22 protein-coding genes are annotated in these 24,037 nt (G+C 33.0%); 12 read left to right on the top strand and 10 right to left on the bottom strand.

What is annotated here, in order from left to right:
• Positions 1 to 8 precede the first annotated feature (8 nt).
• Genes SAR11G3_RS01135 through SAR11G3_RS01115 form a run of 5 tightly spaced genes read right to left on the bottom strand, consistent with a single transcriptional unit; the run spans position 9 to position 4,618 of the window.
• Positions 9 to 755, bottom strand: a complete 747-nt coding sequence (locus SAR11G3_RS01135; RefSeq protein ID WP_013694889.1) for an SDR family NAD(P)-dependent oxidoreductase — start codon at positions 753 to 755, stop codon at positions 9 to 11.
• A 13-nt stretch (positions 756 to 768) separates the two neighbouring features.
• Positions 769 to 1,602, bottom strand: a complete 834-nt coding sequence (locus SAR11G3_RS01130) for a fumarylacetoacetate hydrolase family protein (RefSeq protein WP_013694888.1) — start codon at positions 1,600 to 1,602, stop codon at positions 769 to 771.
• A 10-nt stretch (positions 1,603 to 1,612) separates the two neighbouring features.
• Entirely contained in the window at positions 1,613 to 3,109 is a 1,497-nt protein-coding gene (locus tag SAR11G3_RS01125; protein WP_013694887.1) for a tripartite tricarboxylate transporter permease, read from the bottom strand.
• 6 nt (positions 3,110 to 3,115) lie between these two features.
• Positions 3,116 to 3,625 carry a tripartite tricarboxylate transporter TctB family protein gene (locus SAR11G3_RS01120; RefSeq protein WP_013694886.1) on the bottom strand — a complete coding sequence of 170 codons (510 nt, stop codon included), beginning with the start codon at positions 3,623 to 3,625 and terminating at the stop codon, positions 3,116 to 3,118.
• An 18-nt stretch (positions 3,626 to 3,643) separates the two neighbouring features.
• Complete coding sequence (locus SAR11G3_RS01115; RefSeq protein ID WP_013694885.1) at positions 3,644 to 4,618, bottom strand: Bug family tripartite tricarboxylate transporter substrate binding protein; 975 nt, start codon at positions 4,616 to 4,618, stop codon at positions 3,644 to 3,646.
• Positions 4,619 to 4,699: 81 nt separating this feature from the next.
• Between SAR11G3_RS01115 and SAR11G3_RS01110 the strand changes: the two genes are divergently transcribed.
• Genes SAR11G3_RS01110 through SAR11G3_RS01100 form a run of 3 tightly spaced genes read left to right on the top strand, consistent with a single transcriptional unit; the run spans position 4,700 to position 7,631 of the window.
• Complete coding sequence (locus SAR11G3_RS01110; RefSeq protein WP_013694884.1) at positions 4,700 to 5,416, top strand: GntR family transcriptional regulator; 717 nt, start codon at positions 4,700 to 4,702, stop codon at positions 5,414 to 5,416.
• 51 nt (positions 5,417 to 5,467) lie between these two features.
• Complete coding sequence (locus SAR11G3_RS01105) at positions 5,468 to 6,469, top strand: 4-hydroxythreonine-4-phosphate dehydrogenase PdxA (RefSeq protein WP_013694883.1); 1,002 nt, start codon at positions 5,468 to 5,470, stop codon at positions 6,467 to 6,469.
• Positions 6,456 to 7,631 carry an L-rhamnonate dehydratase gene (locus SAR11G3_RS01100; protein ID WP_013694882.1) on the top strand — a complete coding sequence of 392 codons (1,176 nt, stop codon included), beginning with the start codon at positions 6,456 to 6,458 and terminating at the stop codon, positions 7,629 to 7,631. The genes SAR11G3_RS01105 and SAR11G3_RS01100 overlap by 14 nt, the downstream gene beginning before the upstream one ends.
• A gap of 11 nt (positions 7,632 to 7,642) precedes the next feature.
• On the opposite strand, the gene SAR11G3_RS01095 is transcribed toward SAR11G3_RS01100, so the two are convergent.
• Positions 7,643 to 8,629, bottom strand: coding sequence for a TAXI family TRAP transporter solute-binding subunit (locus tag SAR11G3_RS01095; RefSeq protein WP_013694881.1), 987 nt, complete (start codon positions 8,627 to 8,629; stop codon positions 7,643 to 7,645).
• Between the two features lie 614 nt (positions 8,630 to 9,243).
• Between SAR11G3_RS01095 and SAR11G3_RS01090 the strand changes: the two genes are divergently transcribed.
• On the top strand, positions 9,244 to 11,049 hold the full coding sequence (locus SAR11G3_RS01090; RefSeq protein ID WP_158304707.1) for a hypothetical protein: 1,806 nt from the start codon (positions 9,244 to 9,246) through the stop codon (positions 11,047 to 11,049).
• Between the two features lie 8 nt (positions 11,050 to 11,057).
• On the opposite strand, the gene SAR11G3_RS01085 is transcribed toward SAR11G3_RS01090, so the two are convergent.
• Both SAR11G3_RS01085 and SAR11G3_RS01080 read right to left on the bottom strand, forming a co-directional pair.
• Entirely contained in the window at positions 11,058 to 11,402 is a 345-nt protein-coding gene (locus SAR11G3_RS01085) for a hypothetical protein (protein WP_013694879.1), read from the bottom strand.
• Positions 11,402 to 13,843 (bottom strand): autotransporter outer membrane beta-barrel domain-containing protein, encoded by a 2,442-nt coding sequence (locus SAR11G3_RS01080; protein ID WP_148225690.1) that lies wholly within the window; start codon positions 13,841 to 13,843, stop codon positions 11,402 to 11,404. Before SAR11G3_RS01080 ends, SAR11G3_RS01085 begins: the two co-directional genes overlap by 1 nt.
• A gap of 57 nt (positions 13,844 to 13,900) precedes the next feature.
• On the opposite strand from SAR11G3_RS01080, the gene SAR11G3_RS01075 reads away from it, so the two are divergent.
• The 8 genes from SAR11G3_RS01075 to SAR11G3_RS01045 are packed head-to-tail and all read left to right on the top strand — an operon-like array spanning position 13,901 to position 22,937.
• Positions 13,901 to 14,914, top strand: a complete 1,014-nt coding sequence (locus tag SAR11G3_RS01075; RefSeq protein ID WP_013694877.1) for a type IV pilus twitching motility protein PilT — start codon at positions 13,901 to 13,903, stop codon at positions 14,912 to 14,914.
• On the top strand, positions 14,877 to 15,569 hold the full coding sequence (locus SAR11G3_RS01070; protein WP_013694876.1) for a pilus assembly FimT family protein: 693 nt from the start codon (positions 14,877 to 14,879) through the stop codon (positions 15,567 to 15,569). Before SAR11G3_RS01075 ends, SAR11G3_RS01070 begins: the two co-directional genes overlap by 38 nt.
• 5 nt (positions 15,570 to 15,574) lie before the next feature.
• Complete coding sequence (locus SAR11G3_RS01065) at positions 15,575 to 16,141, top strand: type IV pilus modification PilV family protein (protein ID WP_148225710.1); 567 nt, start codon at positions 15,575 to 15,577, stop codon at positions 16,139 to 16,141.
• Positions 16,141 to 17,028, top strand: coding sequence for a PilW family protein (locus SAR11G3_RS01060; protein ID WP_013694874.1), 888 nt, complete (start codon positions 16,141 to 16,143; stop codon positions 17,026 to 17,028). The genes SAR11G3_RS01065 and SAR11G3_RS01060 overlap by 1 nt, the downstream gene beginning before the upstream one ends.
• An 8-nt stretch (positions 17,029 to 17,036) precedes the next feature.
• Complete coding sequence (locus tag SAR11G3_RS07440; protein ID WP_013694873.1) at positions 17,037 to 17,225, top strand: PilX N-terminal domain-containing pilus assembly protein; 189 nt, start codon at positions 17,037 to 17,039, stop codon at positions 17,223 to 17,225.
• Between the two features lie 11 nt (positions 17,226 to 17,236).
• Entirely contained in the window at positions 17,237 to 17,815 is a 579-nt protein-coding gene (locus SAR11G3_RS01055) for a hypothetical protein (protein ID WP_013694872.1), read from the top strand.
• Positions 17,816 to 17,818: 3 nt separating this feature from the next.
• The gene (locus SAR11G3_RS01050) at positions 17,819 to 18,358 is read left to right on the top strand and encodes a hypothetical protein (RefSeq protein WP_013694871.1); all 540 of its coding nucleotides are present in this window, start codon (positions 17,819 to 17,821) and stop codon (positions 18,356 to 18,358) included.
• A 16-nt stretch (positions 18,359 to 18,374) separates the two neighbouring features.
• On the top strand, positions 18,375 to 22,937 hold the full coding sequence (locus tag SAR11G3_RS01045; protein WP_013694870.1) for a PilC/PilY family type IV pilus protein: 4,563 nt from the start codon (positions 18,375 to 18,377) through the stop codon (positions 22,935 to 22,937).
• A 10-nt stretch (positions 22,938 to 22,947) separates the two neighbouring features.
• Here SAR11G3_RS01045 and SAR11G3_RS07435 read toward each other — a convergent pair whose 3' ends face one another.
• Together SAR11G3_RS07435 and SAR11G3_RS07430 are read right to left on the bottom strand one after the other, a co-directional pair.
• Positions 22,948 to 23,355, bottom strand: coding sequence for a prepilin peptidase (locus SAR11G3_RS07435; RefSeq protein ID WP_237697303.1), 408 nt, complete (start codon positions 23,353 to 23,355; stop codon positions 22,948 to 22,950).
• Positions 23,356 to 23,372: 17 nt separating this feature from the next.
• Positions 23,373 to 23,711, bottom strand: a complete 339-nt coding sequence (locus SAR11G3_RS07430; protein ID WP_013694868.1) for a prepilin peptidase — start codon at positions 23,709 to 23,711, stop codon at positions 23,373 to 23,375.
• Positions 23,712 to 24,037 lie beyond the last annotated feature (326 nt).

Here is a 24,037-nt window from a genome sequence, read left to right as displayed (position 1 = left end):
TTTATATATTAGTAAGTTGCTCTTCCACCGCTCAAATCAAATACCGCACCAGTAGAAAAGGAATTCTCTTCACTGGCTAACCAAGCAACTAAAGAGGCTAGCTCCTCAACTTTAGCAAATCTATTTCTAGGAATTTTAGAAAGCATATAATTAATATGCTCTTCGGTCATTTGGTCAAAAATTCTTGTTTTTGCAGCCGCAGGGGTAATGCAATTGACTGCAATATTTTTATCAGCCAATTCTTTTCCTAATGATTTAGTCAATCCAATAACTCCAGCCTTTGCAGTACTGTAAGCACTGGCATTCGGATTTCCTTCTTTTCCAGCAATCGAAGATATATTAACAATTCTTCCAAAATTATTTTTAATCATATGTGGAGCGATTGCCTTGCAGCAATAAAAAACTGCATTCAAGTCTAGATCTAAAACTTTCTTCCATTCATCAATAGGATAATCCCAGACTGTTGCATTTTTCCCTGTGATGCCAGCATTGTTTACGAAAATATCAATCTTTGTTTGGTGAGAAATTTTTTCAATTTCAGAAGAAATTTGATCAAAATTAGTTACATCTATTTTTGCAGCAGAAAGTTTAGGGTTATTTTTTTCCTTTAAAACTTTGCCACTAGTATCTTCATCAATATCCCACATGATAACGTTTGCACCAGATTCTAAAAACCGCTCTGTAATTGCAAGCCCAAATCCCTGAGCACCTCCGGTCACAATGGCAGTTCTATCTTTTAAATTAATTTGATTCATGTTTTTTCCTTTCTTAAACAACTGTTTGATTTTGCATTCCTAGCCCTGTTACTTCTAGGGTAATTTTGTCTCCTCTTTTGAGAAAAACTGGCGGCTTCATTCCCATTCCCACTCCAGGCGGTGTTCCTGTGGTAACAACATCTCCTGGCTGCAAAGACATAAAATTACTCAAATAAGATAAAATAAAATTAAAATTAAAAATCATTTTATTTGTACTGCCTGTTTGCATTCTTTTTCCGTTTACGTCTAACTGAAGTGATAAATTATTAATATCTTTGATTTCATCTTTGGTTACCAGGTAGGGACCAATGGGACCAAATGTGTCCCCAGATTTTCCTTTAGTCCAGTTACCACCTCTTTCTATTTGCCACTCTCTCTCACTAACATCATTCACAATGCAATATCCCAATATATGATCTGAGGCTTCTTGCTCTGTGATATTCTTGGTTTCTTTTCCAATAACAAATCCAATTTCTACTTCCCAATCAAGTTTCTTAGAGTCTTTGGGCATAACCACATTATCATTGGGCCCCACAATAGAACTGGTGGCTTTATGAAATATAATAGGCTCTTTGGGAATTGCCATGCCTGATTCTTCGGCATGATCAGAATAATTTAAGCCAATCGCAATAAACTTGCCAGGATTCTTAACACAAGATCCAATTCTTTGATCAGAATCTAAGTCAGGAAGTTTCGATACATCAATTTTTTTTAACTTGTCTAAAGTATCAAAATTTATTGTCGCCGGATCCAAATCTAGAATATGTTCTTCTAAACTTTTTATTTTACCCTCATGCAATAAGGCTGGTTTCTCCTTGCCTGTATTTCCTACTCTTAATAGTTTCATATTTCTCCTTTTAGTTTGTTTTCTTGTTTTTAAAATAGGTATGTTTCTTTTTTTTTAGATATGGAAAAGTTAGGGCAATTACAGATAGTACAAAGAACGCAACTACAATAGGTCTTGTAAAAAATAATAAATAGTTTCCATCAAAAATAACTAAAGATTGTCTCAATGTAAGTTCAACTAGTTGCCCTAAAATTAAACCAATGATTATAGGAACTACTGAAAAACCAAATTTTCTTAAAACAAATCCAATGACTCCAAAAATAATCATAAGCAATACATCGGAAAAAGATTGATTGAGAGAGTAGGTACCACATACAGAAAGTACAAAAATCATGGGCCATAACAATCTACTTGGAATTAATGTAATTCTTGCAAATAGCTTTGCTCCGAAAAATCCCATAATAAAAAATAAAATATTTGCAAAAAACATTGCTCCGAAAATCCCATACAAAAACTCTGGCTGCTCTTTAAATAGATCTGGACCCGGTCTTAATCCATGAATAATCATTCCTGTTAAAATAACCGCTGTCGTTGCGCTGCCTGGAATTCCTAAGGCAAGAGTAGGGACCATCGCTCCGCCAGTCGCTGCATTATTAGCAGTTTCTGCACCTGCAATTCCATCGATTGCACCTTTGCCGAATTTGCTTGGATTCTTAGACCATCTTTTAGCTTCTGAATATCCAATCAATGAAGCAACTGTTCCACCCTCTGCTGGCAAGATTCCAATAAACGAACCAATTCCAGAAGAACGTAAAATTGTTTTAAAACAATATTTAAAATCTTCTTTAGTAGGAAGTTTTACAGCCTTCATCGCAACTCTTTTAAAAATTTGATTAGTTAATGTTGACTGAACTAGCATCTCACTTATTGCAAAAAGACCAACCACGACTGGAATAAAACCAATCCCTTCCGTCAATTGACCAACCCCAAAAGTGAATCTGTCAACGGAGGTCATAATGTCTTTTCCAACAGTTGATAACAAAATACCAAAAGCACCTGCTAGTAAATTTTTAACCGGGCTTCCTTCTCCAATGGAGGCCAGCATAGTTAGGCCAAAAATAGCTAAGGCAAAATATTCAGGTTGACCAAATTCATAAGCAATATTTGCTAAAATTGGAGCAAACAATACTAGCACTATCACACTAAAAATTCCTCCAAAGGCACTGCCAAAAGTTGCCATACCCAAAGCTCTTGCAGCCTCTCCCTTTTGTGCGAGTGGATATCCATCTAAGCATGTTGCAGCAGCAGCAGGAGTGCCGGGAGTATTAATTAATATAGCAGTAATAGCTCCACCATATGTTCCTGCACAATAAATAGAAGTGAGTAAAATAATTGCTGAAAGAGGTTCTAGAGTCATAGTAAAAGGTAATATTAATGCACCACCGGTAGTAGGACCCAGGCCTGGTAAAACTCCTAAAATCAAACCAAATAATGTTCCTAAAAGTAAAATTAAAAATATTTTACCATTCATTATAGGCGCAAGCATGTAAAGAAAGTTTTCAGTCATAAGTAGTTAGTTATAGTACAGGTTAGTTAGTATTCCAGAAGGAAATCTTAGGCCAAGTACCACCTCGAATAAGACAAATACTAATATTGGAAATATAATAGAAAGAGATAAAATTAATAATATATTTTTTTCTCCCCACCAATAGGAAATGAAAAAAGCAAAAATAATTAGAGCAAGAAACAAGTCTATAAAATGAGAGATAAACACAAACACAAATAGACCAAAAATAGTTTTGTAAAATATGCGAGGAAGATCCTTATTAGAAGCTGTTTTGGTTGTAAAATAGAGGTAAGTTAAAATAGAGTTTAGAAAAGCGATCAGTACAATCAATCCCTTTGGGAAAGTAGCTGGTTGAATTCCTCTCATCAAAATAGGAGGAACCTCACTGAAATACAAAGAAGATGTATAAGTAGCAATACAAAATAAATATATAAATAATAATAAAAGAAATTCTGGATTCAAAGAAAAAAGGGCAGAATTAAATCTGCCCTTTTTAAGTACCTTAACTTTATTCATGGGAGAATATAGTTGGGTTTATTTTAAGTAACCTAATGCTTTTAGTTGAGCGGTCATTTCTTTAAGCATATCTTCCATTTGCTTTCCCCACTCGTCTGCACCAACTACACTAGTCTGGTCTAAACCAATTTCTGTTAAGAAATTTTTGTAGTAGTTATGACCCATAGCTTTTAGCATTCCGTTTTCAAGCTCTTTAGCTCGTTCAGCCGAAACACCTTTTTTAGTTACAAATCCACGAACTGTAGATAGTGCAACAGGTATTCCTAGCTCAGTGGCTGTTGGAACTTTTGAAAGCTTAGCCATTCTTTTTTTAGCCAATACAACAGCAACACAAAGTTTACCTTCGTTGATTTCAGTTAATGCTTCTCCTAAATTCAAAACACCCACATCAATATCACCCTTGATTAGGTTTGTTTTAATTGGAGATACACCTTTGTAAGCAACAATTTTAGGATCTTTTAATTTTCCTTTTTTAGTAAAAGCAATTGCACTTACGTCATCAATTCCACCTGTGTGAGTTGTTCCATAAGAAAAAGACTTGCTCTTTTGCATTTTCACAAAAGTTTTTCCGTCTTTAAATTTAGATTTGCAACTAACAACAAATAACTGAGGATCATCTGTTCCTCTAGCCAAAGGTTGCATATCACTTAGCTTCACTTTAGTTTTTCCTAAAGCCATAGAAACAGCATGACCTGTTGTCCACGTTAAAGTATGCTGACCATCAGCAGGTAATGACATCATGTAGTCCATAGACACAGCACCACCGCCACCCTTTTTATTTACTAATTGCATATCTTGTTTCAGAACTCTTCGAGCTCTTAATAGCATCATTCTAGTAGTTACATCTGTTCCACCACCAAAACCTGCATGAGTTACAGCTTGGATCGCTTTTTTACTATGCGAACCAGCTTGAGCATTCATTTCGGTAATTGGCATGTCAAGAACCATTACTAGAGCTGCTAACGCTACTGTAAGTAGTTTTTTCTTTATCATTATTGACTCCCCTTTTTAGTTTTTAATTGTTTTGATTAAAAACGTTTATACAGGTACAGTCAACAAAAAAACGATATTTTTATGAAGCAGAGTATTATAAAAAAAAATACTAAAATTTTAGATTTGCATCCTGAAGTTGAAGAGAGACCCACCTCTTATATCGCACAAATTTATAACCAAATTAAAAAGTCTTTAATCAATGGTGAATTAAAGCCAGGAGAAAAGTTAAAAATTGATTCATTAAAAGAAATTTATAATGTTGGATCCACACCAATTAGAGAAGCTCTGACTTGGCTAGTTGCAGATAACTTAGTACAAAAAATAGACCAAAAAGGATTTGTTGCAACAGAATCTACTATCCAAGATTTTAAAGAAATTTTAAAAACAAGATTATGGATAGAAGAAATAGCCTTTAGAAAATCCATGCAAAACAAGAAGAGCATTGATTCATGGGAGGAAGAATTGATTGTTTTATGTCATAGAATGGAAAAAAGAGACTGGAAGGAAGAGTATGATCCATCCAATACTAACTCTTGGGAGATGATACATAAAAAATTTCACATGACTTTAGTTAATAGATGTCGGTCAGAGTATTTAGTTAAATTCTGTGAACAGCTTTATGATTTAAATTTAAGATTTAGGTTTATATTAATTAAGCAAAAAAAATCCTATCACAAACGCCAAGTTAATACAGAACATGCGGATATATTAAAGCATGTGTTAAAACGAGACGAGAATAAAGCTGTAAATGCGCTAATTGGTCATTATAAAATTACGGATAAGTATTTTGATAAGTAAAAAAATATAATAAACTATTAAGTATTAAAAAAAAGAAAGGCCACTTAAAAAATGAATAACAAACCAACTATAGGAATTATACTAGGAGATCCTTCTGGAATTGGTCCAGAATTAGTAACAAAATTGCTTACAGACAAGATAACAGACAAGGCAAATTGTGTTTTGATCGGCGAAAGAAGTATTCTGGAAGATGGAGAAAAAACATCGGGAGTAAAGACAGACTTAATCCCTGCAAAAAATTTTGATGAAATAGATTTTAGCAAAGGTTCTAAATTTTTTATTGATATTACTAATGGTAAAAATAGAGCATATGAAAAAAAAATAGCTAATGCAGAATCGGGTGCGAGTGTTTTAGAAAGCCTAGATTACGCACTTGACTTAGCAAAAGAAAAAAAGATTCACGCTATCAATTTTGGACCTATGAATAAGACTAGTTTAATTTTAGGTGGCTGCAAATACAACGATGAACATGAATTTATGCAAGAGAAACTAGGGATGAAAGAGTTTTGTTGCGAATTCAATGTGGTAGACAATTTTTGGACTGCTCGTGTCACTTCCCACATTCCATTAAAAGATGTTGCACAAAACATCACAATTGAAAATATTTTAAAACCCATAAAATTAATTGATAAAACTTTACGAATGAGTGGCATGAAGAATCCAAGAGTAGCCGTTCAAGCACTAAATCCTCATGGAGAATTTGGAACGGAAGAAAAAGATGAAATTATCCCAGCTATTGAGGAAGCTAAAAAAATGGGAATTAATGCGGGAGGCCCTTTGCCGTGCGATACTTCTTTCATTACTGCCTTTAAGAATAAAGAGTATGACTGCATTATTGGCATGTATCACGATGCTTTACAGTGTGGACTTAAAGCTTTTGGCTTTGATAGAGGGGTAACTGTATCTGGAGGATTGTCCGTTCCAGTAACAACACCTGCACATGGAACTGCATTCGATATTACAGATAAAAATATTGCTAATATGGAGCCTACAATAAATTCTTTTCAAATAGCTCTAGATATGAGTCACGGTTTAATGAATGACAAAAATTAAAGATATTAAAACTACCGTCTACCAGTGGAAGGGGAAAACTGTCCCTCCTCAGAAAAACTTTTGTACTAACGCCTCAGATTTACTTTATGACCGTGGTGACAATATGGGGTCATTTAGATTTCATGAATGGCTTGTTTGTGAAATAGAAACAGATGACGGTATTGTAGGAATTGGTAATGCAGCCTTGGCGCCTCAGATTGTAAAAAAAACAATCGATCTTTATTTAAAACCATTGTTAATTAATGAGGACCCTTTTGACTATGCTTATCTTTGGGAAAAAATGTATCGAAGAACATTAGCTTGGGGAAGAAAAGGGGTTGGTATGACAGCAATTTCTGCAGTCGATATTGCTATTTGGGATTTGATTGGAAAGATTACTAAGAAACCTGTTTTTAAATTATTAGGCGGTAGGACCAAAGAAAAAATCCCGGTGTATGCTTCTAAGCTGTACAGCCAACCAATTAAAGATCTTCAGCAAGAAGCAGAGAAGTACGTCAAAGAAGGTTTTACCATGTTTAAGATGAGATTTGGATGGGGACCTAAAGATGGAATTTCAGGTATGAAAAAAAACTTAGAACTAGTAGAGGCGGTAAGAGAAGTGGTTGGTTACGATACAGATCTTATGCTTGAATGTTATATGGGATGGAATCTGGATTACACCAAACAAATGATGCCCAAGCTAATGAAATTTAATCCGAGGTGGTTAGAAGAACCAGTCATTGCAGATGATATTCACGGGTATGCCGAGTTAAATAATATGAACATGATTCCCATTTCTGGAGGAGAGCATGAGTTTTCATTGTTTGGATTTAAACAACTGTTAGATTTGAAAGCAGTCAGTTATATTCAGTACGATACTAATAGAGTGGGTGGAATAACAGCCGCACAAAAAATAAATGCTTTAGCGGAAGCTTATCAAGTTCCAGTTGTTCCTCACGCAGGACAGATGCATAACTACCATTTAACTATGGCCAATGTAAATTGCCCTATTTCAGAGTACTTCCCAGTGCACGATGTGGAGATTGGAAATGAACTTTTCTATTATATATTTGAAGGCGACCCTGCTCCTAAAAATGGTTTTATCGATTTAGAGGATGACAAGCCTGGCTTGGGTCTTACAATTTCCGATAAATATTTGGATAGTTTTGATATTATTAATTAAATATCAAATAACTACATCCATCCTCTTTCTTTATAATATTTAATGGCACCAGGATGTAAGGGTGCAGCAATTCCTTGTCTAATCATTTGTTGAATATTTAATTTAGCGAATGCTTCATGTTCTTTTTGAAAGTCAGAAAAGTTTTCAAATACAGCTTTGACCAAATGATAAACGGTATCTTCAGAAACATTAGAGTGAGTAATTAAATTATCGACAAAGCTAACAGACTTAATCTTTTCTTTGTTTTTGTAGGTGTCTTTAGAAATTTCTACTAAAGAAAAGTAAGTATTATTTTTTATTATATGATCGAGGTTAGAATCTTTTAAATCCAAAACAGAAGCCCCACATTTAGTTATTGCTTTTTCTATCTCTAGGTTAGGTACTGCACTTATAAGACCCACGGCATCTAATTTATTACTACAAATATCATCTGCCTTAAATATATTGTCGTCTTCTATCGTAATTCCAAAAAAACTTTTATTTACTCGGTTGGCATCCATGAGCAAATCAAAAGTTTTTCTCTCAACGGATCCTTCTTTCCCTATATGTATTTTTTTACCCTTTAAAGATTTCCAATCTTTAATGTTTGACTTTTTTCTAGCGACAATTTGAAAAATATAAGGACTGGTAGAAAAAACGGATCTAATTTCTTTGAAGGGTTTAATAGTTTCAGACCCTTGCTGTGACAATACAGCGTTAACCTTGTCAGATCTTACAAAAGAAAATTGAAAATTTTCCTCCTGAACTTGGTCTAAATTAAATGAAGCAGATCCAGTCGATGGTGCCGTACAACGATAGGATTTAGAATTATTACCTGTGCCATGTTCTTCAGATGGTAACTTTCCCATCATTTTGCAGATAGCATTTCCTAATACAAAGTTAATTTTATTAGAAGCGCCCGATCCAATAGTAAAATATTCAGCAGAGATAGAGTTGGCAGTTAAGCTAAAAAAGCTTACGGCTAAAATAATTAAAATTTTTTTTAAAAATTTGTTCATTTGTTATATTGTGTTTTTAATAAACCTTAAAAGAAAACTATAGTAAACATAAATTTGTTTATTTGTAGGCAACTTTAAAAAAATCTAAACGGGGAAAATAGTCTCTGAAATTTTGCAAGAATCGCAAATCATAAACCCATATAGTAAAAAATTTGCATACACGGTTTCATTCTGGCAATTGCACTTCTCACATTTTTTGATGATTAATTTTGACATGAATAGATACTAACAAATGACTGTGTAATTAAAAACAAAACTAATCCTTCCTAGAAACATTTATCTTACTGTGATATTCGCTAATCAAACATTGAGCGCGTAGATCAACCGGATAGATCGTCTGATTAGGAAACTGCAACATCCCCAACAGCACCCCAAGCTACTAATTTAAAATAATACAAATATAATCCTAATTGTACTTTAATATGAATAAAAAGTTGCAACAAGTAAGCAAAATTTACCTAAATTTTTATATTTTTATTACCCAGTTTGGGTACATACAATTGCAAAGGCGCTAATAAAAAATAATTTATAGAGTATTTTTCACCATGATTTTTTTTTGGAGAAAATTCCTCAATTATTTTTATATTCTATTTTTTTTATTTTGTTCTTTTATTATGGGTTCTGCCTATTCAGAAAATATAACAGGAGACAATACTGTAAATAGTACTAGTAATAATAATACCACTCAAAAAAAATTCGATGCAAATGGCACATCTTTAACAATTTCAGAATCTACCACTTTATCAACAGACTCATCACAAACAGTAAATATTTTTACAAAAAATAATGGAACTGTAACAGTTGAGTCTGGATCTTCAATTTTTTCTAATGGCGCACTTTCCTCAAATACAATTCAGGGAAAAAACCAATCAGGCTTAACTGTAACTAACTCAGGAACTATCAGCGCCGGTAATTCTAAAGCTATAAACTTACTCGATGCTACAAATTCCAATATTACAAATAACGCAGGTGGTATTATTAAAAGTAATACCAATACAATTACCGTTACAGCAACCAATGATAATGACGCTAACAATGTAACAATAAATAATTCTGGAGAGATTTATGCAGAAGATATTAGTAGATCAAATACACCTAGCAATGCTGTCAAATCTGAAGATGATACAGATAATATAACTATAATAAATAATTCTGGAGGATACATCCATAATAATAATGACAATGAAAATGCTTTCAGAGGATCAACAGTTTTTGTTTCCGCAGTTTCAACTGCAACATTTACAAATAGTGGTACAATAGAAAATAAAGCTGGTGTTGATGGTTTCGCACTTGGATTAAATGGAAGTGGTGTCACGGTAAATTTAAAAGATAAAGGAAAAGTAATAGGTAAAATTAGTATAGAAGGTTCAGGGCACACTATTAAATTACAACATGGTGCTGGTCAGGGTTATTTTTACGAAACAACGGGAGATGGAACTTACGATTTAGAGGATTTGGATGGTAACCCAGTTGTCAAAGGTTCAGCTGGATCCATTGGTCAAGCTGGTAATGAAATGTTAGATGAGACATTAAGTTATAAATCTTTAAATATAAGAAAGTCACTTACTCGTTTTAAAAAAAGTGAGGAATATTTAAATCAAAACGAAGCTTGGGGTGAATTATTCACTTCATTTCATAAAAGAAAAGAAAAGAAAAGCACCTTGAGGCTTGGCAGTAAAACAACTAGTGTTGGTGCAAATATCATCAACCCTATATCAGAAAATAAAAATTTTATTGTGTCAGTTGAGACTGGCTTATTAAATATTTCCCAAGACCACGATATTAAGAAAAATGGTTTTTTAGCAGGATTGCATTTTAATGAAATTGAAATTTTTAATACAAACTCAGAATTATTCATACTTGGAGGAGCAAATTATAATAAAAGTGAGAGAAACATTTTAACCAACACAACAACAACTGGTGACTTAAATGTTACAGATTCATATGAAAATTATCAGTTTTTAATGGGAGCTAAGACAAACCTGGATAATTTATTTTCTAATTCAAGTATGAATAGTTCTCTTCCAGATATAAGTTTCAATTTTGGTTATTCCTACACGCCCTCACACGAAGAAAGTAAATATTTTACATGGGAAGAGAAAGATATTTATAATGGATCAATAGCTTTAAGTGATGAATACGAAATAATAAATGATGAAAAAACAAATTTTTATTTTTCATGGATAGCTGATGCTAGATCAGTCATTGATGATAATGTACAAGTTTTTTATGTAAATGGGGTAAAGGGATCTTACTCTCAGAACAATGATTTAAAAAAAGAATTAAGTTTATCTGCAGGTATAAATTACGAGTATAAATTTTCAGAAAATAATATTTTTTTAATGTCATTAGACGGACTGCAAACAAGTCAAGATACAGGCGGACTGCAAGCAAATTTAAATTATAATTTAAAATTTTAATTTAATAGTTATTCTATAACTTCAATTTTATTAATGATGCTTACAATTTTTCTACCTTTAAGGACGGCATTCACTCTTTCACATTCATAGTACGCAGATGAGTTTTCTTCAGCCATTTGTTTCATTTCCAAACACCTAGATTTATTCTTAGTTAATAAATGTTCATATAATTTTGGTGGGTCACCCAAATACATCATGAGACCAATTACTTCACCTTTTTTTTCAAAATCTGCTTTTTCTTCTATATCAGCTACTCTGTCAGCAACACCAATTTCAAAATTTTGAAATGCAACAAAGCCTTTATAAAAAATAAAAGCTAACACTAAATAAAAAAATATTTTTATTTTACTCATTAAAATTTACTTGAAATTTCTAAATTTGCACCATAGTCAGAACTTTGAGTAAATAAATCCATATTAGAGTTTAATTTAAGATTAAAATTATTGATGTTTTTTGTGTAGCTTAATTTTGCAGAATTATTTGATAAAGGCTCGAAATCAAAAGCAAATTGTGAATCTTCTTCTTTTGATTTACTAATTTTAATTATAAAACTTTCATTTTTAAAAGTTCTACCTGTTCCTGCGTGAACACAACTTTCACAATCATCATTTAAACTAATCATCTTTTGATAATCTACAAATATGGTGAAGCCATTTTCAACTATATGCTCAAAACCAATGTTAGTTTTTAATTTCTTATTATAATATTTAGTAATCGTTTCTTTATTTACACTAGTTGAGGCTAGCCTTTGATATTCGTAAGTAATATCATCGCTTAGATCATAAATAATTTCAATTCCTCCCATGGGTTGGAAAGTCGTTCCCTCTTTTTCATTCTCATATTTTTCCATTTCAAATAAAAGACCACCTGCAAATTCACCACTTACAAATGTATCCTCGTGATAACGAATATCTTCTTGAGCTAGCGTATCTATAGTTTTGCTTATAAAATCTGTAAATTCAGATAATTGCGTCACTCCATAAGTAAGTTTTCCTGTAGGAGTAATATTGAGCTTACTAAATGTATTTTTACTTCTGTAATTAACGGATGCAAATGCTTGTTTTCCATTCCGTTCACCCGATGTTTTCCCTGAGTGCTTATTATCAAATTTTAAGGCACTTAAGCCCAAGACTGTATTTATATACTGGTTGTTGATTGCGGGAGTAGTACCATAAATATTCAATGTTAAAGACTCCAGATCAACATTTTGAAAAGAACGTCTAATATTTGATGCACTATCCGCATACCTTAATGCCAAGCCAAAAAACTTATTATCTCCAATTTTTCTATCTGAACCAAATGTTATACCCTTTGTTTTAATGGCTTTTCCTTTATCTAAAAGTGTTTCCTCAAAATCTCCTATTGATACATCGACTATACTCCATGACGACCATTTAGATTTCTTCTTTTTGTCTTTATTTAAAGTATTGCTTACAAGTGATACCAAATTATTTGTCAATGAAGGTTCAAACTTACTTGCTAAAGATTTTAACAAAGGATTAGAATAGTTTATATTAATATTATGACTAGATAAATTTTCATTCTTTCTATTTCTTTTTATCCATTCAAATCTTTTAAAAATAGTTGAAACATTTAAACTTATATTTTGATTAGCTAATTCAGCTTGAGAACTAACTGAGGCACTTGCATCAGATGTACATTCTACCAACCCATAAGGACACTCTAAATTATATTGATTTATCTGATCTACCCCAGCCCCAGCTTGAATTTGAACGATGTACATATGCATTCCATCGCTTGAAAAAGAAAATCCTCTTGGCATTCCATAGCCTGTTGGCGTATTACCAAAATCACCAACATTCCATTTTCCAACAAATGTTGCTGTTGATACATCATAATTTGTTCCTAATCTAAAATGATGAATATAACTTTTATCTCTAGGTGCAGCATCATTTGACATTAAAATAAACATAGCACTCCCAGTATCATTAAATTCAATATCACGTCCTATATCATTTGGACCTGCTGTTAATTCAAGACCTAAAGATGTTAAATCTAATTCACTTATTTTTGTCTTTGAAGAAACATCGTAAGGACCAGGCAAAGACCAAGTGGTAACTACTGGAGCATTATCTGTAGAATTTAATGTAAAAACTTTTGTTCCATCTCTATTTAGCGCAAAAGAATCTTTTTCATTTAAAAAGGAAAGTTTTCCAACATAAGTTGCCGTTGAAAAATCATTTGGTGTAGATAAATCAAACCTACCTAACTCTCCATGTATATCCAATATAAAAAATTTTCTACCACTTGATACAATCTGTATATTTTCTAATTGTACATGCATTGCTCCACTAGCTATACTTGAAGGTAAAAAACCATCTAGATCATCACAATCATTACTGCCATTATCAGTTTTAACTGAGGTCAGATCAAAAGGTGTGCTTAACTTATTCATAGATAAGTTAAGATTTGATTGCATAGCAGGATTTGCTGTAAATACTTGAAGACCATCATCACTAAATTGAACATCATTAGGATCCGTCGTTCTGTCATTTACGAGAGAAGCGCCAGTTTGAGAACTTGTACAGTTTGCGTTTCCAGATGGAATACGACCATCCACCCAAGTTACTGTTAAAGCTGCAGCAAGGGCTAGAGATGAAAAAAATAAACTAAATAAAACTAAAAATATCTTAGGCTTAAGAACACCTTTTATAGTTAATAATTTATTTTTCCCAAAAAAAAATTTAACGTGTTTGTGTATTTGGTTTTCTTTAAAATTTTGAACATGAAGATGTATTAATACATTCCAGTTTTTTTTTTGGACTGTTAGCAAGCCCAAATTGGGTGACCTCTAATGGTAATATTCTTTTTTATTGTATAAAAAATACAGATGTTTGAAAAATTAGAAGAATTAGCAAAAAATAATAAAAAAATTTCCGATTTTCATATTCGAAGTGGCTCACCGTTAGCTTATAGACAAACAGGTGAAGTAGTGACGGTTAAAGATATTCTTGTAAAAGCACAAGATCTTCAAGATCTTATGTCGACAAATTGCAATGAAACAGAAACAAAAAAATTTCAAGAAACGCATGAATTAGATTCTGCTGTAATGTTAAGCGGATTAAGGTTTAGAGCTAACTTTTATAAAACAATTAGAGGGCCTGCTGCAGTTCTTAGAAGAGTGGAAAGTGTCATTCCTGAAATGTCACAATTTGATTTACCAGATGTTCTTTATGATATTATTGATATGCATAAAGGGTTAGTTCTAGTTACAGGACCAACAGGGTCTGGAAAATCAACTACACTTGCAGCAATTATTAATGAAATTAACAAAACAAGAACAGCGCATATTATTACAGTTGAAGACCCGGTGGAGTTTGTGCACAAAGATGCAAAAAGTATTGTTTCACAGCGTGAAGTTGGAAAACAAACACAATCATTTGCAAGTGCTTTAAAGGCAGCTTTGCGTGAAGATCCAGATGTTATTTTAGTGGGAGAGATGAGAGATCTTGAAACAGTTGGTCTTGCCTTAACTGCTGCAGAAACAGGTCATTTAGTTTTTGGAACATTGCATACTAGTGGAGCGCCCAATACTATTAATAGAATTATTGATGTATTTCCTCCAGAACAACAAGCACAAATTCGTGCGCAAATTTCCACTTCATTAAAAATGGTAGTAACTCAAAGATTAATAAAAACAAAAGATGGTCAAGGCCGAGTGGCTGCTTTTGAAGTTATGAAATGTACAGCTCCAATACAAAACTTAATACGTGAAGCTAAAATTCACCAAATCCCAAGTATCATGCAAACGTCAGTTCGTGATGGTATGATTACAATGCAAAAATCATTAGATGAACTTGTTAATAATGGGAAAATTGATCCAGGTGCAGGAAAAGAACATTAAAGGTTTTAATCTCATAGAGCTTTTGGTTGTGATTGCAATTATATCCGTAATATCAGCAGCAGCTTACCCAAATTTTTCGTCTTGGAAAAAAGCAAGAGAAGTAAGGGGAGCCGCTATAGAAATAAAAAGCTTATTCACAAATATTAATTCTCAAGTTCAAAGAGGATTGTATGGATTTGTCCAAGTAGAAGTAACAGCAACAGAAGACGGCGAAGTCGTGGTTATCTCGAAGGGTATGAAACTGAGTAACCTTGCACAAAAAATTAATTACAGTGAGGATGCTTGGAATGTTGACCAAACTTCAAGATGTGCTCTTGTTCAGGATTGGGATGATAAAGGGATGGATGAAGGAATTAAATCTAATAAATTAGAAGTTAGCTCCTTACAATTTGACGACATAGCAGTAAATTTTGAAGACAAATCAGGAACCGTTTGTTTTTCTAAAGATGGGTCTTGGTATAGCACTGCTGAAGAATTTGAATCATCAGGAGCGTTTTATATTTGTGAAGTTAAAGAAATAAAATGTGATGTTAAAGAAGATGGAGATCCAAACGATCTAAATCAAGATAATTTATTTGCATTAAATTGGTCTAGATTTGGCAATATTACTTTAGAAAAATGGAGCAAATCCAAATCAGAATGGATTTTACAATAAATAAAATGATTAAATTTTCAAATAAAAGAAAAAGACAATCAGGAATCACTATTTTAGAGTCTTTAATCTCCACCGCAATTATAGGAATAGGATTTGTTGCTATTTTTCAAATGGTCAACTTTTCGGTTCAATCGATTGATAGCTCTAGCGAAAGAACCAAGGCAAACTATTTAGTAAGCATGATAGCAGAAGATGTTATAGCCCACAAAATAACGAATACTAGTTTTGAAAGGATCGAGGCATGTGGTCCGAAAAAAAACACCATTGATTCAATAAAATCAATTTATGAGACAGCTGTGGAAGATGCTGCGGAAAATAAAAGAGAAAAATGGAATAGCATTTTTAAAACTGACAGATACCTTAAATGTAAAAGTGAAAAAGATATTAAAGATGTAAAAATTTTTCAAATATGTAAAACAGGATGTGATTATACTTCATCATATAAAGAAGACGAGTCAGATATTCATGCTGAGGTTTATGATGAGATGTTCATAGGTAGAGTGCAAGTTAATATGAACGATGGAAAGAAAAGAAGATTTTTATATTTCACTGCTGATTACCAACTTAAATAATGATGAAAAAAAATAAATTAAAAGATATTGCTGGAATAACTCTAATAGAAATTATGATTGGAGTGGTTATCTCAGCTATTATGATGGGAGCGATGTATACAACTTACAGCATTGTAAATAGTAGTTATACTCAAGTCACAGACCGTGCAAAAATAAGTCGTTCTGGAAGAGATATTGTTGCAATGTTGATTAGAGATATTAGGTTGGCAGGCTTTAAATATCACTATGGTGTAAATACTGATGACATATCAAAACAAGATAATCTTGAATACATTTCTGGTAGTAGCGATATAGAAACAAGCCATGATCCAATTATAGTAATCAAAGATACATTAGGAGATGCAGCAGAGTCAGATATAGCCACCTCTAAAAACGATGACGCAGATTTATGTTGTGATAAAATTCATATAGTTTACGGGGACTTCAATCAAAATGATGCACAACCTTACAAGCGGTATAGAGTTACTTACTACGCTAAACCAAGTGGGGATAATGAATATTATGCTGTTTATAAATCAAAACAAAGTTGGATACAGTCTAGTGAAAGTGTAACAGGTAACTGGTCCAGTAGTTGTGCAGAATGTTTCTCCGGTGAATTAATTAGAGATCATCTTGTGGATATGGAGTTTATAGTTTTTGATCAGCAAGGAAGAATTATCAATCCTCCTCCAAGACCAGACACAAGTAGTAGAGAAAATCTTTATAATATTAAAGCTGTAGATATAAGATTAACTTTTAGATCAAAAAATGAGTTTTATAGATTCAATGCAAAAGATGACAATCCAAGATTTGTAAAAGGACTTGGGGAGAGAACCCGTAAATTTATAGATAAGTATTTAAGAGACTCAGTTGTCGTCACTGTGAATACTAGAAATATTGGTAGTTAAGGATAAAAATGATGAATAAAAATGAAAAAGGATTTGCTCTAGTTCTGTCACTTATACTTTTGCTTGTGATGTCACTTATGGGTGGAGCTTTAATAGTTATTTCTTCAGGAGATCATCAAAGCAACAATACTAGTGATCAATACCAACAGGCATTTTATGTAGCAGAAACGGGCCTTTTAGAGGGAGAAAAAAAATAATTAATCAATTTTTGGGACCATGGATACATGAAGACAACATACCTGGACCTGGAGAAAAAGCTACAGTCGATGAAGTGAATGCTCATAATTTATATTTAAGCTCTTTAAAAGCAGATGAGGGAGGGAATGTTAGACATACAAATGACAGATCATTACCAAGAAATCAAATAAACGTAACAGAAACAAATTGCTTTAAAAGCTTTAGAAATATTAAAAGAGCAGATTTTCAAGTAACCCATCATGTTGTCAATCAAAATTTTGGAAAGCTGATTGAGCCTATTTTTGGAACTCCGAGTGATGTAGATCCCCTTACCTCGGGTGATGCCAAAGTCATGGAAAAGCTTACAAAAGAAAAAGAATATCTAAAAAGATTCAGGTATGAATTTTTTTCAGTTAATATTGGAAGTGCGCCTTATCTTGGAACTGGTTCAAGCATTAAAAAAACATCTAATAATTCTCAATCATTAGGAACAGCTTATAAGATATATGCCTGCGGAATCATGGTTGCCCAAGGTACGGAACTTGATGATTATGACGGTGAGGAAGAAATAATTATTCCGTTAGAAACAGTGATGGTTATGCCAAATTAAAATATGAATAAAATTTTAAAAAAAATTATGCAGATATTAAAGGTAACATCCATTTCCTTGGTATTTCTTTTAGTTGTAAACAAGGCTAGTTTTGCATGCGATTTCCTTTCTATTAACATTGGTGGCAACAAATCTCAAATTGAAAAGTATTTTGGACCTATCGAGACAGATAAAGAAAATGCAGAGGAACCAAATGATGTCACAACTGTTTCAACAGGGATTGATCGTTTTTGTCCTAATTCAAATCTAGGTAATTCTTTTATTCAAGCGTTTATTGTCAATGATAAAATTGCTGGAATTATAGTTGGAGTATTAAATGGAACGGATAATGAGGAAAGTAAAAAACAGTTACTTTATAATTATGTAATCAGCAATTATGGTAAAATTGAAAATAGTAGTAGACCAGACTGGACAGGTTATAAAGCTTGGAAAATTGGTGGCAAAGAAATTATATACGGTAAGTGGTACCACAGAAAAAAATTTCTAATTGAAGAATTACAAATATCAAATGCAGAATATAAAGATTATTTAATTATTGAGTAAAAGGAATAATAAAAAAATGTATAAAAAGTTTTTAAAAATTATAATTAGCAATCTGTTTATTGTACTTGTTGTATTAAATCAAAATGCTATCTCTAAACCTTTGCCTCCAGGCTCGGGTGCAGGAGATGTCCCAGCTAACATATTAATACTTTTAGATAGCTCTGCCAGCATGAATAGAAGGCTTAGTTCGGGTAATGGAATTGAGAATCCGGGTGATATTGTAGAAGATTCAGATGGTAACTTAATTGTAGGTGAAGGAAATTTAGGCTTTGTAAAAATTCTAACAGCTGACAATACTGTTGATCGAACTTTTGCAGCAGGTAATAGAAATTTTAGAGGTTCTGCAACAGACACATGTACTTTAGATGGAACTAATAATTCTATAGTTAAAACTATAAATAACTTGGGTCTTGCAACTAATGTTAAGGGTGTATCGGGGGATGTGATTTATGGTGCTGATCTTGGCTCAAATAATGGAAAAATTGTAGGAATTAATACATCTGGAAAATGTATTGAAGTTATTACTTATGCTGAGCTTGGTGGCTTTAGACCTATGGCAATGGAAGTAAGAACTATTAATGGTAACGATCATTTGTTTGCATCTGGAAGATGGTGGGGAGGTAATGACTGGCGAAAATATTTTTATACTAAAAATTTAACGACAGGTGACTCTTTAACTTGTGGAAGTAATTATGGTGGAAGTTTGGGTACTGTTATTCAATCCGGCATTCGTCTTACAGTCGATAATAGTGGAGGATTTGTATATTATAACTACCAGGGACACATCCATGGATATGCATTAACTAAAACTGGAAACAATTATTGTCCTAGTGATACAGGCCGAGACAAATATTATGCTCAAGGCAACTCAAACACTTCTCATCGAAAAGCTACTGCAATTCAGGTTTCTCCAGATAGCGATTCTACAATATATGTTACAAGTTCTAATCATGGTGTAGTTCAAAAAGTAAGTCTTACAGGAGATAATACATTAACCTCAGTCATACTTGCTGGAAGAAAAAGAAATGCCGAGAATACAGCCAGTGCGGGTGCACTTAGTGCAGCGGAAGTTAATTTATGGGGTCCACAAGCTTTGTTTGTTACTTCTACAAAAGTATGGGTGTCAGATAATAAAGCAACGATACAAGAATTTGATGAAAACAAATTTACAGTAGCCAATATTGATACTTCATGGCAGGCTGAATACGGTGGAAAAAAAGAGACTAGATTTGAAGGAGCTAAGGAAGCTATCAAAGCAGTTGTATCCGACTCTTCGTTAACAGCAGGAGCTAATTTTGGCTATGGGTTTTGGAATGCTGGGGTATTAGGTGCGGGAAAAGGTAATATAAATACAGTAGGTAAAGGATATTACTGCCATGTCGTTGATGGTTGTGATTATTATAGAGGCTGGAATGGAGTGCATCCAGAAGGAAGATCTCAACTTTTTAACAGTGACTCAGGTATATCCGTAGGAATTAGCAAAGAGGGTGCTGCACAAATACCGGGGGCACTTGATGTTACATCTTTAGAATGGGGAACAGATGCCAATGCTTTTGCACAACTAGCTGATGAATATTTTAGGCAACACCAAGATGCATTAAACTTAAAAGGTACGGAAGCCGACGAAGCTGACTGCCAAATAAGTTATGTAATAGTTATTGGTGATGGTCAATGGACACATGGTTCACAAGCAGCAGAAAAAATTCGATTATTGAGACAAAATTTGGGTGTAAAAACTTTAGTCGTTGCTTATGGTGGCGGAATTAATGCTTCAGGACTGAGCAAATTTGATGCAATGGCACTTGCTGGTTCATGTGACACTGCAGGCTCACCAGATTGTCAAGCAAGAATAGATGCAGATAACGCTCAAATGTTAAAAACAGAGTTAGCAAGTAAAATACAACAAATTATAGCTGAAAAATTATCTTTCACCGCTCCATCAATTACCGCAACCATTCAAGAAGGGGGTTCTTTATACCAAGCACAGTTTGAATATATCCAGTATGGAGAATGGCGAGGAACCATCAGTAGACAAAGTGTTAAAGCTGATGGATCTCTTAATACAGAATCAAGTGAAGAAAATTGGAATGCAGCAGAAAAATTAAAAAATAGAAGTAACGAGAGAAACATTTGGACTACTCTGTCAGATAACTCATATATAGGAAATTGGAATAATTGGACAACAGATGACCAAAATAGATCAGATATAGAAAGTCTTTTTGACTTAACTGGAAATTCAATTTTAGATTATCATAATACCACATCTAATTGTTCAAGTGCTGATGGTGTAGAAGATGGAGTAAATGATGATGTTAAGGGATTAATTAACTTTGTTCGAGGTATAGATTATTTTGATTACGATGGAGACTGCAATATAATTGAAAAAAGAGCCCACTTACTGGGCGATGTTTACAATTCACAACTATTAGAAGTTGGACCTCCAGATGCAAATTCAAATTTTACAGATGTCAATCAAGAGGCATATTGGAGAGCTAAAAACAATTACCAGTCTTTTGTTAATGCAAATCAATCTAGACAAAATGTTATTTATGCGGGAGCAAATGATGGAATGCTACATGCATTTAATTCAGCTACGGGAGAAGAGGAGTGGGCTTTTATACCTCCTTTTATTGCATCAAAACTACCAACGATAATAAACAAAGCTTATGATGGAAAATTTGCAGGAGATCCAGGTGGAACTAATCCAATTTTTGGTGTCGATGGTTCACCAGTTGTTCATGACATGTATATACAAGGACTAAATGCAGATGGAGCTTATGAGCAAGGTAAAAGCTGGCGTACGATATTAATGATTCCCTATGGAAGAGGAGGAGCTGGTTTTTCTGTATTAGATGTTACCAATCCCATTATCAATGGCAATCAAGGACCTCTGCATATGTATTCCGTTTTTAATGATCATATAAATAGTAAAGTTTTAGTAGCTGATAACACAGGTCAGATTGCAGAATATCAATATACTCAGGCAACTATAAATATAAGTAACTCAGAAGAAGCTAAAATAGCATCTGAAAATCAAAATACAGCAGATGCTGCTGACTCAGACACTTGTGAAGCTGATAATAGCTGTACTCAACAAGATGCCATCGCTACTTGTCAAACAAATGCTCTAGCTTCCGGCTCATTTAGAGCTAACGGAACAGCAGCTTGTTTTACAGGTTCAACATTCGTATTTGATATAGAGGTTCCCTCAGATGGCGCTGGTAATGTTAGTCAAGATGATCTTGTAGTTACTGAAATAATAAATGGAGATAAAGTTAAAATAAATTTTGCAAGCGCTAAAATGGTTGATGGTTTTTTGAAAGTTGATTTTGGAGCTGAAAAAACTTTCAACGTAGGTATAGGCGATACATCAAGTAATCAAATTGTTTTGCAAACTTCATGCTCGTCCACTGGCACAGACCCAGTTGGATATGATTATAGCCAACTAGGAGAAACCTGGTCAACACCAAGAATATTTAGAATTCCTGCACAAGAAGGTGATGAAAATATTAATGATGATAAATATGTAGCAGTAATTGGAGGAGGCATGGGAAATACCTTTGTATGCTCAGGATCAAATGTATTCCTTGTTAATTTAGAAGATCTTGAAAATCCAGGCAGCATTTTTGGTGCTGTGGTTAATCAAGGAGCTATTAGTATCGTTGACACTGATACTAGTGATATAGCAAATGCACTTCCAACAACGCCTGTTGTTATCACACCAGATTTAACACGAGGTGTTCCTTGGAGAGGAGCCATGGTTTATTTTAATGACCTTGAAGGAAAAATTACAAAAATTAACTTAACCAACCAAACAATTAATAATGCTAAACTTTATGATCAAACAACATTATTCAAATTAAATGCAACAGTTGAAAATGGACGATATAGTTATAAATCCATGGATGCCACAATAGGAAAAGATACAAATAATTTTTGGCTCTTTGGTGGAACTGGTGACTTCCAAAGAATTGGTGACAGAAGTAATAAGATGGACAATATCTTATATGGGATAAAAGATGAGGAATTTCCATACTTTAAGCACTTAAATGAAGTTAATGTTCCTAAACAATCGGAAGGTAACTTTGAGGAAGAGGCTAAGAAAGGTGCAGATGCGGCTAATCATATTGATGATGTAACGGTTTGTGTGAATACCACTATTGATGCCACTGGAGAGCTTTGTCCTGGTCCTAATGAACAAGCATGGGTTATTAAATTAGATCCAAATCAGCCAAAAAGATTTAGAAAAGTGTCAGCACCGCCTACGGTTTATAAAGGGAATGTATTCTATCCAATTTACGAACCTCCTGTAGGAAATAAATGTAATATAGGTAAAGCGTTTATTTGTTCAGCCGATGATGAATGCGGAACTAATAATTCATCTGAACTAGGCGCAGTAATAGCAGGTGAAGATTGTTTATTTGTTAGAAGAGGAATATTGTCTGAATTAACAATATTTGCAGACACACTTTATGGTAACGTAGCAGGACCTGCTGAACAAGAAGATACATTATTCATCCTCTCTACCAATGCAGGAGAAGTTACTACTTACAGAAGATCTTGGAGAGAAAATTACTAATAAAATTTTTTTATAATAAAAAAGTTTTAATTTGGTTGGAAAAAAATACATAAAAAATAACTGCAATAATAATATAAGGACCAAAAGGAATTTGAGACGACATCTTTCTTGATTTGTTGATTAGTGATGGAATAACAAATATTAGAGCAACGACAGAAGACATAAAAATTGTAAAAGGAATACTAAACCAGCCAAACCAAAAACCCACTACTGCTAATAATTTAGCGTCCCCAAGACCCATACCTTCTTTTTTTCTAACTTTTTTATAAAAAAAAATGATCAACCAAATTATTAAATAACCGAAGACCCCCCCAATTAAAGAGTTGATATAATTTGGAAAAATTGTTTGATTTAAATTTGGATCAAAAGATTTAAAAAATCCTATAACCATTAAAGGAAAAGTTAATTCATTTGGAATTATAAAATGTTTTAAATCTATAAAAAAAATAATAATAAAAAAAAACTTAATATAGATAACAATAAAGAAGCAAGGGTTAATCCAAAAAAATAATAGATTAATACAAAGCTAATGGCGGTGATTAATTCAACTATAAAATATTGTAAATTAATTAGTTTTTTACAAAATCTACATTTACTCTTTAACAATATAAAAGATAGTAAAGGAATATTGTCATACCAAATAATTTTCTTTTTACAGTTAGGACAGGAGGATCGCCCTGTAACTATACTTTTATTTTCGGGCAAACGATGAATACAAACATTGGCAAAACTTCCACAGATAATACCAAAAAAAAATAAAGCTAAATAATGCACAAATTAAATTTTTATTTGTGAAGCAAAATGCAACAAGCCATCTATAGAGTATTGTATGAATAATGCCATGTCTTGAAGATGCAAATAAAAATTTGGAGAGTTAATAATAATTTCCATAGTCAGTAAGAAATATCAAAATAGTTTTAAAATGCAATTTTTCAATTTCATAGTCTAAATTCATAACACAATTAATTACGTTGGTACTCGTTCAATCTTATGAATAGAATTTAAGATATTAAAAAGACAAAAATTATATTCGCAATAGTAATTTCTTCTAGGTGAGGCAGAGGGTAAAAGTAGAAGTTGACAGAAACCCAATTTAGGCG

Source organism: Candidatus Pelagibacter sp. IMCC9063 (assembly GCF_000195085.1).
Lineage (GTDB): Bacteria > Pseudomonadota > Alphaproteobacteria > Pelagibacterales > Pelagibacteraceae > IMCC9063.
The sequence above is the reverse complement of the archived record's forward strand: the minus strand, read 5'-3'. Positions and strand labels throughout refer to the sequence as shown.